An 11,476-nucleotide genomic window follows, 5' to 3' on the forward strand; every position below is an offset into this window, starting at 1 on the left:
AACACCGCCCCGGTCAGATAAGCTATGCGTGACATGCCTTAAAGCCGCATTTCGATACCGCGCTCAGCCATGTAGCGTTTGGCTTCGGGAATGGTGTATTCGCCGAAGTGAAAAATACTGGCGGCGAGCACCGCGTCGGCGCCGCCTTTGATCACACCGTCGACCAAGTGATCGAGATTGCCCACTCCGCCGGAGGCGATCACTGGCACGCTGACGGCCTCAGAAATGGCATGGGTGACCCCAAGATCAAAGCCGATTTTGGTGCCGTCGCGGTCCATGCTGGTTAATAGCAGCTCACCGGCGCCGTAATCGACCATTTTTTTCGCCCACTCCACGGCATCAAGGCCGGTGGGGCGGCGCCCGCCGTGGGTGAAAATTTCCCAGCGCTCGGTTTCGCCCTCTTGGGACACCTTTTTGGCGTCGATCGCTACCACGATGCACTGGCTGCCGAAGCGCTCGGCGGCTTCACGCACGAACTCGGGGTTATTGACCGCGGCGGTGTTGATCGAGACTTTGTCGGCGCCGGCGTTGAGCATGGTGCGGATATCGTCGCAGGTGCGGATGCCGCCGCCCACGGTCAAGGGAATAAAGACCTCCCCGGCGATACGCTCGACCATCTCCACCGTGGTGTCGCGGTCTTCGTGGCTCGCGGTGATATCCAGAAAGGTGATCTCGTCGGCGCCTTGCTGGTTGTAGCGCTGGGCGATCTCCACCGGGTCACCGGCATCGCGGATGCCAATGAAGTTCACGCCCTTGACCACGCGCCCGGCGTCGACGTCGAGACAGGGGATAATGCGTTTAGCAAGGCTCATGCCGGACCTCCTGTGAGTTGGTCACTAAGGCGCTGGGCTTCGGCCACATCGAGTGAACCTTCGTAGATGGCGCGGCCGGTAATGGCGCCGAGAATACCGCTGTCGGCGACCTTGCAGAGCGCTTGGATATCGTCGAGGTTGGTCACGCCGCCCGAGGCGATCACCGGCAGGCCGCCGTCGCGGGCAAGCTGGGCCGTCGCCTCGACGTTGACGCCCTGCATCATGCCGTCGCGGGCGATATCGGTGTAGACGATGGAGGAGACGCCGTCATCGGCGAAGCGCTTGGCAAGTTCGGTGGCTTTGATGGTGGAGACTTCCGCCCAGCCATCGGTGGCCACGAAGCCGTCTTTGGCGTCGAGGCCAACAATCACGTGGCCCGGAAAGGCGCGACACATCTCGCCGACAAAGGCGGGCTCTTTCACCGCCTTGGTGCCGATAATCACGTAGGAGACGCCGGCATCGAGATAGTGCTCGATGGTTGCCGCGCTTCTGATGCCGCCGCCGATCTGAATCGGGAGATGGGGGTAAGCGCGGGCAATCGCCGTGACGGCCTCGCCGTTGACCGGCTTGCCTTCGAAGGCGCCGTTGAGATCGACCAAGTGTAGGCGGCGCGCACCGGCTTCCACCCAGCGCGCGGCCATGGCCACGGGGTCATCGCCGTAGGAGGTGGCGTCGTCCATGCGGCCCTGCTTTAAGCGCACGCACTGGCCGTCTTTTAAGTCGATCGCGGGAATCACTAGCATGATGAGGTCCTTTTAAGGCGTCCAGGTCACGAAATTTTCCAGCAGGCGCAGGCCCGCACGCGAGCTTTTTTCAGGGTGAAACTGCACGGCGAACGTCGATTCACGCCCAATCGCGACGTGGGCGGTGACCTTGCCGTACTGGGTGGTGCCAAATACCTCGGCGTCGTCGGCCGCATCGACGTAGTAGCTGTGTACGAAGTAGAAGTGCTCCTGGTTATCGATGCCCTTCCACAGCGGGTGCTCGTGGTGCTGCTCCACCAGGTTCCAGCCCATGTGTGGCACTTTTAGACGCTGATCGAAATCATCGCGCATATCGGCGGGGAAGCGGGTCACTTCGCCCTTGAACACGCCAAGGCACTCGATACCGCCGTTCTCTTCGCTGTGCTCCAAAAGCATCTGCTGGCCGACGCAGATACCCAATAGTGGCTTGCCTTGGCGGGCCAATAGGTCCTCCACCAGGCCACGAAGCTCGGTGCGTTCAAGCTCACCGATGCAGTCGCGCATCGCCCCCTGGCCGGGTAGCACCAGGCGGGTGGCGCCGAGAATGCGCCGCGGGTCACGGGTGATCACGACATTTTCATGGGTGACATGCTCCAGCGCCTTGGCCACGGAGTGCAGGTTGCCCATCCCGTAATCGATGACGGCAATCGTCATAGTGTGCTCCTTATAAACAGCCTTTGGTCGACGGCATCTGCCCCGCCATGCGCGGGTCTTCAGCGACCGCCATGCGCAGCGCGCGGCCAAAGGCTTTGAAAATCGTCTCGGCCTGGTGGTGGGCATTGACCCCTTTGAGGTTATCAATGTGCAGCGTGACGCGGGCGTGATTGACAAAGCCTTGGAAAAATTCCTGAAACAGCTGAGTGTCCAGCCGACCAATCGTATTGCGGGTGAAGTCAACGCTCATATACAAACCGGGGCGGCCGGAAAAATCCACCACCACCCGCGAGAGGGCTTCGTCCAGCGGGACATAGGCGTAGCCGTAGCGGTAAATGCCGCGCTTATCGCCAATGGCCTCGAGGAAGGCTTGGCCCAGGGTAATGCCTAAGTCTTCCACCGTGTGGTGGTCGTCGATGTGCAGGTCGCCGCTTGCGTGGATATCAAGATCGATCATCCCGTGGCGTGCCACCTGGTCGAGCATGTGATCGAGAAACGGGACGCCGGTTTCGCAGCTAAGACGGCCTTCGCCATCGAGATTCACGCTGACCTTGATCTGCGTTTCTTGCGTGTCACGGCTGACCGTGGCGATACGCGCTGACATGTTGCGTCTCCTGCGCTAAGGCGCATGTTGAAGGGCCAGGGGTAAGTGACATACTCACCACCGCTGAATCAGGCTGAGGATGGCGGAAAGCGTTTGTTCCACTGTTTTACCACTGCTTTCACCACCCCGCCTGCGGCAAAGCTGGCATTATAGTGAATTGGCCCGCCTATCCGCTACAATGCCTTCAGCGCCGCCGCCATATCAGGGGGCGAGAACGGCAGCTCAACTGCTTTGGCTAAGAGGATTTTTATCATGCCGGTGACACTGCACCATGTCGACCGGGCCCGCTGGGAGGCGGATGCCCAAACCCGACTGGATCTGGTCCGGATCTATCAAGACGCCCCCGATGACCGGATGCCTCCTCACACCGTTGAGCCTTTTATCGAGCAGCATTTAAAAGCGCAGCACGCGTTTGCCTGCGCCCTGTTTAATGCACGCTTGCTCGGCGCGGTCGCGCTTAAAGAGGCCGAGGACGGCGCTTGGTGGCTATCGGATCTCTGTGTGCGCAAGACCACGCGCCGCCGTGGGGTAGGGTCGCGCTTGATGGCGCTGCTCGCCGAGCAAGCGTACGCGGAGGGGCGCGCGGTACGCATCAAGACCGCATCGCTACCGCTGGCGGATCGCGTGCTACTCTCGAAACTGGGGTATCGCCCCGTCGAACAGCCCGCCGTTGAGCCAGGCAAGCCTGCCACAAGCGATTTCGTTGAGCTAGACCCGCAAGGACGCAGCGCATTATGAGACAGCTCCTCCGTATCCTGCTTGCCGCCGTGGGTATTTTGGCCGTCGTGGCCGTGGCGGCGGTGGTGTATGTCACCACGTTTCTCGACCCAGAAGACTTTAAGCCCCGTTTAACCGAGGTGGTCGAAGAGCAAACCGGGCTGACGCTATCCCTGGATGGCGCCTTAAGCTGGTCGTTCTATCCGCGTATCGGCATGAGCGTTGAGAAAGCCCGTGCTTGGCTACCCGAGCAAAACCTGGATGACGCCGAGTTCGCCTCTATCGAGCGCGCGGAAGTGAGCGTGTCGTTTGCCCCGCTGCTGCGCGGTGAAATCGCCGTGGATGGCCTGATACTGGACGGCATGCGGCTGAACTTGCGCCGTGACCAAGACGGCGAGGGCAACTGGGCGCCGCTGCTGGATCGCCTTGCCGAGGAGGGCGAACAAGCAGAGCGCGTATTAGCTCCCGCGAGTGCCGGCCCCAACGTTGAGGCGGGCAGCTTGGATGTGGCCCTCAACATCGCCAGCGTGGAGATGAGAGATGCCCATATTTTCTTTGAGGATGCGCAAGCCGGCGAGCTGTGGCAGCTAGAAAAGCTCAACATCACCGGTCGTAACGTCAACCCGCTACGCTCGTTTCCGCTGCAAGCGACATTCACGCTCAAGCACTACCCCAGCCTGAGCTCGGCCACGCTGGAGCGCGCGCCTAACACGGTCAGCGCGGTTAGCCTGGATACGCGCTTGCAGCTGGCGCTCGCCGAGCAGCGCGTTCAGCTAGAGAACGTCCAGCTCTCCACGCGCAACCATTTTGCCCCACAAGGCGAGCCGCAGCAGATTAACGTGAATGCCGCAGCCCTTGAGGCGCGACTTGACAGCAAACAGCTGTCAGTGACTGATGGCGTGCTCGAAGCGAACCTGCGTCATCCGGAAAACTGGAGCGGCGCCCTAGCGCTAAGCCTGACGTTTGGTTTGGAAAGCGACTGGCAAGCGCAGACCGCGGCATTAAAAGCGCTGGAGCTGACCGGCCCCGATGGATTGCGTATGCGCGGCCAACTCAATTTTACGCAGTTAAGAGAAGCGCCCCAGTACCAAGGCCAGCTCACCGTCTCGCCGTTTAACCTTCGGCCGTGGCTGGATCGCGCAGGTGTCGCGCTTGCGACCCGCCATGATCGCGCCTTAAGCGATGTGGCGCTCACTAGCCCGCTGGAAGGGGATTTGCAGCAGCTTGCGCTGCCCAGTCTATCGCTCGTCATCGATGACACCACGCTGACCGGTGAGCTTGCAGTGGCCTTAGATGGCACTTCCCTTCGCTTTGATCTTGAAGGGGATACGCTGGACCTTGACCGCTACCTGCCCGCTAACGCGCCCGAGGCGCAAGCCAGCCGGGGGTTACTGCGCAAGGCGTTTGCGGATGACACTGGCGCGCTTTTGCCGCAGGCTTGGCTATCAACGCTCACCTTGGAGGCAGCGCTGCGTTTAGAGGCGTTTATCCTATCGGGGCTTACCTTTGACGAGCCAACACTCACCCTGGAGGGTGACAATGGCGAACATCGGTTAAGTGCGTTTGAGTCGGGCTTTTATAACGGCGAGCTAAGCGCGACAGGGAGGCTAGATAGCCGTGAAGCGCCTATGCAGTGGGCGCTTTGGCCACGTATCAGCGGCGTTGATGTTGCCCCGCTGATAGAGGCCTTTAGTGAAGACGCCTCGCCGTTGCGTGGCCAGCTCAATGTCGACGGTGAACTGACAACCCAAGGGAATGCCCGCGATGTACTTATTCGCCATCTCAATGGTGAACTGAACGCCTCGCTGGGCAACGGTGCCATTTTGGATATTAATATCTCCCAGGAGATGTGTGAGTTAGCCGCCACGCTTGAAGGGGGGGCTACGAGCCGCGATTGGCACAGCGATACACGTTTTGATCGTTTTGACGCCACCTTTACGATCCGTGACGGCGTGGTGGAGAGCGATGACCTGCTCATTTCCCTGCCCGGCATCGAGGTCCAGAGTGAGGGCAAGTTTGATCTGGGTAGCCTGCGTTTTGACGCGCTCGCCAATGCCCGCGTAGTGAATACCGCGGACGCTGCCTGTGACGTCAATCCGCGCCTTGAGCAGGTGGCTTTGCCGGTGCGCTGCGAAGGGCACCTAAGCGATGCGCGCAGCGAGTGGTGCCGGTTTGATCGCGAGGCGTTCCAAGCCACTATGGCCGAGCTGTTAAGCCGCGAAGTGGGGGATCGTGTAGAAGAGGCCCTCGAAGAGCGCCTAGGTGGCTCGCTTGAGCGCCTGGAGGAGCGTTTAGGCGAGGAAACCTCGCGGGAACTTCGTGACGGATTGCGGCGTCTATTTGATTGAGACTTCTTGCAAGCTATTGGCGCCGGCACTCCGCCGGCGCTTTTTTTTAGATCATTTGCCTATGCCGAAAGATGCCAAAGCACTGCCTGAAAAGGCCGCCATGCCCACCCCGCGGCTTGCGCCCGATGCGTTTCAAAGGCGGCTTTTAGACTGGTTTGATCAACACGGCCGCCACGATTTGCCCTGGCAATCGCCGCGTACCCCCTATCGCGTGTGGGTATCGGAAATCATGTTGCAGCAAACCCAAGTGGCCACGGTGGTCGGTTATTTCGAGCGCTTCATGGCGCGATTTCCGACGCTTGCCGACCTCGCCCGCGCATCGCAGGATGACGTGCTGCATCTGTGGACAGGGCTTGGCTACTACGCCCGCGCGCGCAATTTGCATAAAGCCGCGCAAATAGCGCTTGCTGAGCACGGCGGTGAACTGCCAGTAGAGAGCCTCGATGTCTTGATGGCACTGCCCGGCATTGGCCGCTCCACCGCCGGGGCGATTATCGCCCAAAGTCGCGGTGAGCGCGCCGTTATTCTGGATGGCAACGTCAAACGCTCGTTGACGCGTCTGCACGCCGTGCCTGGCTGGCCAGGCAGGCCCGCGATCGAGCGAACGCTTTGGGCGCTGGCCGATTACTACACGCCTGACGTTCGCCTTGCCGACTATACTCAGGCGATGATGGATTTTGGCGCGACACTGTGCAAACGCGGCCAGCCCGCGTGCAAGATATGTCCGTTTAACGATGTCTGTTTGGCGCTCGCCCGAGACGAGGTGCAGCGCTACCCGGAGTCAAAACCCAAAAAAGCCCTGCCTACGCGGCAAACGCTGATGCTTATGTTACACGATGCCGAAAACCGTATCTGGCTAGAGCAGCGCCCCCCCAGCGGTTTATGGGGCGGGCTATGGAGCTTGCCGCAATTTGATACCCAGCAGGAACTAAACGACTGGCTTGAAGTGCATGCCCTCTCCCCAAAGCGTGAGGTGGCGAGACCCGTTTTTACTCATACCTTTAGCCACTTCCGCCTAGAAATTACGCCCCAGCCGGTGGCTTGCAAAGCGCTTTCCGGCGTACGTGAAGGTGGCGTGTGGTACGACCTAAATCACCCACCCGAGCTCGGGTTGGCAGCGCCCGTAAAGCGCCTGCTTGCTCAAGCGCAGGCAGAGGCGCGCACGTTTGACCTGGAGAATTCGCCAGGGCGCGCGTAGGCTAAGCCTAGCCGACGGCTATTTGCATTAAGGAGAACACAATGAGCAACACGGTATTCTGCCGTAAGTACCAAAAAGAGCTGGAAGCCCTACCGTTTCCGCCACTACCAGGTGCGAAGGGCCAGGAGCTCCAGGCCACGGTCTCCAAGCCAGCATGGGAGGAGTGGCAAGCGCTACAAACGCGCTTAATCAATGAAAAGCACCTCAATATGCTCGAACCCGACGCGCGCGCCTACTTAATGGAGCAGATGGAGCGCTTCTTAGATAATAAAGAAACCGACCAAGCCGAAGGGTACGTGCCGCCCAGCCAAGCCTAACCGCTACCGTAAAGGGGGATGGGCGGAATCCCGTCCCTTTGTGCATGATAGGTGGCAGGGAAAGAAAGTGTCATAAAGGTGTTGACGAAACACGAGGTTTTTAGTTTAATACGCACCGTTGGCAGCGGCCAGATAGCTCAGTTGGTAGAGCAGGGGATTGAAAATCCCCGTGTCGGCGGTTCGATTCCGTCTCTGGCCACCACACTGCTGGGGTATCGCCAAGTGGTAAGGCACCGGTTTTTGGTATCGGCATTCCCAGGTTCGAATCCTGGTACCCCAGCCACTGCTAGCATCGCATGTCGCCGACATAGCTCAGTTGGTAGAGCAACTGACTTGTAATCAGTAGGTCCCGGGTTCGACTCCTGGTGTCGGCACCATGAAAAAGGCAATAAAATCAGCCTTTTAAGAATTTAGAAGAAGCCGCCTTAATGGGCGGCTTTTTTGTTTGTGTCTACAAAGTGTCCACCGAGAGTTGGTGCAATCAAGCAATAATGGGCGCGTTAAATCGCGTGCATTAAAAAGGCCGCTGCGGTTAAACCGAGCGGCCTTTTTGCAATATGGTCGGAATAGCAGGATTCGAACCTACGACCTCTGCCTCCCGAAGGCCTAACCCCCTATTTTTCGAGATGCAACAAGAAACAAGTATCGCCAAATAGAATAGTAAAAACAGTGGCTTGCTTAATATTAGTTGTTTCTGCTTGCGACGCCTTTTAGCCCGTTTTATCCTCCATCTGTCACCTATTTGTCACCTAGAAAGGCGGGGCATCGCATGGCAGAAACCGTTACGCGCATGAAACTGACGACGAAAAATGTCGAGCAATTGGCCAAGGCAATGCCTCCCGGTGATGTGTGGGATACCGACTTAGCGGGCTTTCATGTGCGCCCAAGCAAACGGGGGCTGACCTTTCGCCTCTATTACCGTACCAAGACGACGGGCAAGCGCCGGATGATGACGTTGGGCGCTTACGGCACGCTGACAGTGGCTCAAGCGCGTAAAAATGCCATTGAAGCCCTGGCCGTGGTTGCCCAAGGCGGGGATCCGCGCGCTGTCATTGAGGAAGCCAGAGCCGAGGAGCAGCACAGACAGCAGCAGACGATCGGCGCTTATCTGGACGGCCCCTATACCGTCGCGCAGCGGCGTAAAAAAGATGGCAACGCGACGTTGCGGCGCATCAAGCACGCGTTCGCTGAGTGGCTCGACACGCCCATGAGCGCATTAACTTACGCTGATATTGAACGCTGGCAAGGTGAGCGCGAAGCGAAAGGTGAGGCGTATACCACGAGCAAGCGCCACTTGGGCGCGCTCAAGACGATGCTTGTCCACGCAGCCGATCGCAAGGTGATACCCGCCAACCCCTTGGCGCGAATCAACCTGCAACGGCCGGCGATGAGCGAAGAAGAGATGCTCGAACAAGCGTCACAGCGGCGGTATCTTGAAACCGAGGAAGTCGAAGCGCTGTTTGTTGGCCTGGAAGCGTATCAAGAGCAGAAACGTGAGCAGCGGCGCAGCAGTCGCGCTCACGGCAAAGCGTACCTACCCGATTTAGATGGGGTTGCTTATGTCGACCATGTGATGCCCTGGATTAAGGCGATGTATTACACCGGATTCCGGCCAGGTGACTTGTTCGGCTTGCGGTGGGAGCACGTTAACCTTGAGTTTCGCACTATTCGAAAGGTTATCGAGAAAACGGCACACCATCACCCCGAGCCTATGACGTTCCCGCTCTCTTCAGCGGCCATCGACGTGCTCACCACATGGCGCCAGCAGCAGGGCGAGCCGAAAACCGGCCTGGTATTTCCGTCACCGCGAAACGGCAAGCGCATGAGTCCGACCGCCATGCAGAAGCCCTGGGCAAACATCCGCAACCTGGCCGGGCTGCCTGACGACTTGCAGCTATACACGTTGCGACACAATTTCGCGTCTCAACTTGTCATGTCCGGCACCGATCTGCTGACCGTCAGCCGGTTGCTGGCGCACTCCGACATACAAACCACAATTCAGCATTACGCCCACTTGCGGCCGGATCATGCCCGTGATGCCGTGGAATTATTGGCTTCGTCAAGTATGAAACCGCGAGGAAGCGCTTGACCTGACATTGTTAGCGCTGGTTGCAAAATGCTTATATCAAAAGAGCCATGGCTCATGGCAAGCCGCTTTGCTTCCTATTTCCTGTTGCCACAGGTGGAAACGCCACCCCAACCTTGATACTTTTGCTTACAGGCAGAAACATCATAAAAATCATGAAGACGGCTTGGGGTTTTACACGATGCACTTTCACTTCCTTACTGGCCTGCCCCGCTCGGGGTCGACTTTGCTGGCTGATACCGCGGCGTCAAAAGGTAACCCGTCCGAATAACAGCGCCGTATTTGCCGGTTTCTGAAACAGAAAAAAATACCAAGAGAGGTAGCCATGACCGCTAACAACCGGCGCGAAATCGCCATTGTCGATACCACCGTTGCTGATTACCAGACACTGGTTGATGCCGCCGAGGCCCAGGGCATGGAGGTCATCATGATCTCCAAAGGCATGGCGGAACTGGCGCAAAAACTGGAAGAGAATGAAGGAATCGATGCCCTGCATATCCTCTCCCACGGTTCCGAAGGGGCCGTTCACCTGAGCGGTGATACTCTAAACAGCGATACCCTGAGCGATTACACGGATGCGCTGGTGGTGATTCAGCGCAGCCTGACCGAAGACGGGGATATTCTGCTGTATGGCTGTGATGTGGCTGCAGATCAAAGCGGTCTGGATTTTATTGGTAAACTGGCGCAAGTAACCGGAGCAGATGTAGCCGCCTCGGAGGATTTGAGTGGAGCAGAGAGCTTAGGTGGAGATTGGGAGCTAGAAATTGCAAATGGTTTTATGGAGGCCTTACCTTTATTTAGTACAAGAATCCACCACGCCTATGATTCTTTACTAGCTATTTCTACAGGCCAGGTGACGTTTGATGGCTGGAACATTATTGAGCAGTCCGCTTCAAACAGTGATTTTTCGTTACTAGGTAATGATGGTAACCAAAATAAACAGATAGGTCTCGGAACTTTAGACGGGAGACAAGTTGCGTATATCAACAATGGCGATGTTGATCATACAGATGCTTTCTTTGGTGTACAGCTAATAGATACCAATCAATCATTTGAGTTGACAGGTGCTCAGTTGACTGAGTTGTATTCTAGTTCTGATTTTACAGATCTTTTTATAATTGGAGAAAAAGCTGGCGGTGGAACCATAACTTCCTCAAGTTTAAACGGCTCACTGTCGACTAAAGATACATTCACATTTGATAGTAATAACCTGCAAAATTTTAATGGTGTAGCTTTAACAGGTTTCAAAGTTTATTTTGATACAACCAAAGAGCTGTTTGATATAATTTTTCACAATTTCAGCATCGCTCCAATTGCTTCTAACATCCCCCCGACTATTTCAAACGCACCTTCTGATATCACTGTTATCGAAGACACTGCGTCTAGTCTTGACTTATCTGACGTTACATTTTCCGATGCTGATGCAGGCGATAGCCTAACGGTAACCCTAACCGCCTCTGCTGGTGTTTTTTCTACGCCTGCTGATGGAGCTGGGAGTGGTTCCGGCGTCACAGAAACCTTGCTGGACGATACAAGTATTACCCTTGTTGGCTCCGCTGCCGATATTAATACTTACTTAGATGCCTCCTCCAATATTCAGAGTTAAGCTCGATTCTGGTGTATGGGAGGAAGTAGGAAGGGTGGCGTATCCTGTTGATTGATCACGACCAAGATCTCAACCAACAAAAGTGGATACGCCATGACTGATTCTACCCTCCAAGCCGTGACACAGCCAGACAACGACATCACGGACCCGCTGCATGAGCTGCTACGCCAGGGAGCCCGAGACTTAATCGCCAAGGCCGTGGAGGCGGAGCTAACGACGTTTCTGGAGCAATACGCCGACAAGACGCTGGAGGATGGGCGTCGTGCCGTGGTCCGCAACGGCCACTTGCCCGAGCGCACGATCCAGACAGGCATCGGTGATGTTAGCGTGCAAGTACCCAAGGTACGGGACCGCAGCGGCCATGGCGCTTGCTTTAACAGCAGCCTGCTAC

11 protein-coding genes and 3 tRNA genes are annotated in these 11,476 nt (G+C 57.3%); 10 read left to right on the forward strand and 4 right to left on the reverse strand.

Annotated features, from left to right (window positions below; all coding sequences use genetic code 11):
- Nucleotides 1-38: 38 nt before the first annotated feature.
- From hisF to hisB, 4 genes are read right to left on the reverse strand one after another with little or no spacing between them, the layout of a single operon-like run.
- A complete protein-coding gene (gene hisF, locus BQ9846_RS04710; RefSeq protein ID WP_075879499.1) occupies nucleotides 39-812 on the reverse strand; it encodes an imidazole glycerol phosphate synthase subunit HisF in 774 nt (257 codons plus the stop codon).
- Nucleotides 809-1,555: a 1-(5-phosphoribosyl)-5-[(5-phosphoribosylamino)methylideneamino]imidazole-4-carboxamide isomerase gene (gene hisA / locus BQ9846_RS04715; protein WP_075879500.1), complete on the reverse strand. Its 747-nt coding sequence runs from the start codon at nucleotides 1,553-1,555 to the stop codon at nucleotides 809-811. The genes hisF and hisA overlap by 4 nt, the downstream gene beginning before the upstream one ends.
- Before the next feature lie 12 nt (nucleotides 1,556-1,567).
- The gene (gene hisH, locus BQ9846_RS04720) at nucleotides 1,568-2,209 is read right to left on the reverse strand and encodes an imidazole glycerol phosphate synthase subunit HisH (protein ID WP_075879501.1); all 642 of its coding nucleotides are present in this window, start codon (nucleotides 2,207-2,209) and stop codon (nucleotides 1,568-1,570) included.
- 10 nt (nucleotides 2,210-2,219) lie between these two features.
- Nucleotides 2,220-2,813 (reverse strand): imidazoleglycerol-phosphate dehydratase HisB, encoded by a 594-nt coding sequence (gene hisB / locus BQ9846_RS04725; RefSeq protein WP_075879502.1) that lies wholly within the window; start codon nucleotides 2,811-2,813, stop codon nucleotides 2,220-2,222.
- Nucleotides 2,814-3,065: 252 nt separating this feature from the next.
- Here hisB and BQ9846_RS04730 point away from each other — a divergent pair, with 252 nt between their 5' ends.
- The 10 genes from BQ9846_RS04730 to BQ9846_RS04775 all read left to right on the forward strand — a co-directional run.
- Nucleotides 3,066-3,551, forward strand: coding sequence for an acetyl-CoA sensor PanZ family protein (locus BQ9846_RS04730; protein ID WP_075879503.1), 486 nt, complete (start codon nucleotides 3,066-3,068; stop codon nucleotides 3,549-3,551).
- Nucleotides 3,548-5,878, forward strand: coding sequence for an AsmA family protein (locus BQ9846_RS04735; protein ID WP_075879504.1), 2,331 nt, complete (start codon nucleotides 3,548-3,550; stop codon nucleotides 5,876-5,878). The genes BQ9846_RS04730 and BQ9846_RS04735 overlap by 4 nt, the downstream gene beginning before the upstream one ends.
- Nucleotides 5,879-5,939: 61 nt before the next feature.
- Entirely contained in the window at nucleotides 5,940-7,076 is a 1,137-nt protein-coding gene (gene mutY / locus BQ9846_RS04740) for an A/G-specific adenine glycosylase (RefSeq protein ID WP_075881644.1), read from the forward strand.
- Between the two features lie 41 nt (nucleotides 7,077-7,117).
- Nucleotides 7,118-7,393 carry an oxidative damage protection protein gene (locus BQ9846_RS04745; RefSeq protein WP_075879505.1) on the forward strand — a complete coding sequence of 92 codons (276 nt, stop codon included), beginning with the start codon at nucleotides 7,118-7,120 and terminating at the stop codon, nucleotides 7,391-7,393.
- 126 nt (nucleotides 7,394-7,519) lie between these two features.
- Nucleotides 7,520-7,595 (forward strand) — tRNA-Phe (locus tag BQ9846_RS04750).
- Between the two features lie 6 nt (nucleotides 7,596-7,601).
- Nucleotides 7,602-7,676, forward strand: a tRNA-Gln gene (locus tag BQ9846_RS04755).
- Nucleotides 7,677-7,694: 18 nt separating this feature from the next.
- A tRNA-Thr gene (locus tag BQ9846_RS04760) sits at nucleotides 7,695-7,770 on the forward strand.
- Nucleotides 7,771-8,162: 392 nt separating this feature from the next.
- Complete coding sequence (locus BQ9846_RS04765) at nucleotides 8,163-9,482, forward strand: site-specific integrase (protein ID WP_075879506.1); 1,320 nt, start codon at nucleotides 8,163-8,165, stop codon at nucleotides 9,480-9,482.
- Nucleotides 9,483-9,804: 322 nt separating this feature from the next.
- A complete protein-coding gene (locus BQ9846_RS04770) occupies nucleotides 9,805-11,085 on the forward strand; it encodes a DUF4347 domain-containing protein (protein ID WP_075879507.1) in 1,281 nt (426 codons plus the stop codon).
- A 93-nt stretch (nucleotides 11,086-11,178) separates the two neighbouring features.
- Nucleotides 11,179-11,476, forward strand: a 298-nt coding sequence (locus BQ9846_RS04775; RefSeq protein WP_075879508.1) for a transposase, incomplete at its 3' end; no start/stop codon positions are given.

Source organism: Vreelandella massiliensis (genome assembly GCF_900155385.1).
Taxonomy (GTDB): Bacteria; Pseudomonadota; Gammaproteobacteria; order Pseudomonadales; family Halomonadaceae; genus Vreelandella; species Vreelandella massiliensis.

Bases quoted from the DNA above. Each gene is read 5' to 3' on its own strand.
- BQ9846_RS04730 (WP_075879503.1), top strand. From the start codon at position 3,066: ATGCCGGTGACACTGCACCATGTCGACCGGGCCCGCTGGGAGGCGGAT.
- hisF (WP_075879499.1), bottom strand. From the start codon at position 812: ATGAGCCTTGCTAAACGCATTATCCCCTGTCTCGACGTCGACGCCGGG.
- hisH (WP_075879501.1), bottom strand. From the start codon at position 2,209: ATGACGATTGCCGTCATCGATTACGGGATGGGCAACCTGCACTCCGTG.
- BQ9846_RS04765 (WP_075879506.1), top strand. From the start codon at position 8,163: ATGGCAGAAACCGTTACGCGCATGAAACTGACGACGAAAAATGTCGAG.
- BQ9846_RS04745 (WP_075879505.1), top strand. From the start codon at position 7,118: ATGAGCAACACGGTATTCTGCCGTAAGTACCAAAAAGAGCTGGAAGCC.
- BQ9846_RS04735 (WP_075879504.1), top strand. From the start codon at position 3,548: ATGAGACAGCTCCTCCGTATCCTGCTTGCCGCCGTGGGTATTTTGGCC.
- hisA (WP_075879500.1), bottom strand. From the start codon at position 1,555: ATGCTAGTGATTCCCGCGATCGACTTAAAAGACGGCCAGTGCGTGCGC.
- hisB (WP_075879502.1), bottom strand. From the start codon at position 2,813: ATGTCAGCGCGTATCGCCACGGTCAGCCGTGACACGCAAGAAACGCAG.
- BQ9846_RS04770 (WP_075879507.1), top strand. From the start codon at position 9,805: ATGACCGCTAACAACCGGCGCGAAATCGCCATTGTCGATACCACCGTT.
- mutY (WP_075881644.1), top strand. From the start codon at position 5,940: ATGCCGAAAGATGCCAAAGCACTGCCTGAAAAGGCCGCCATGCCCACC.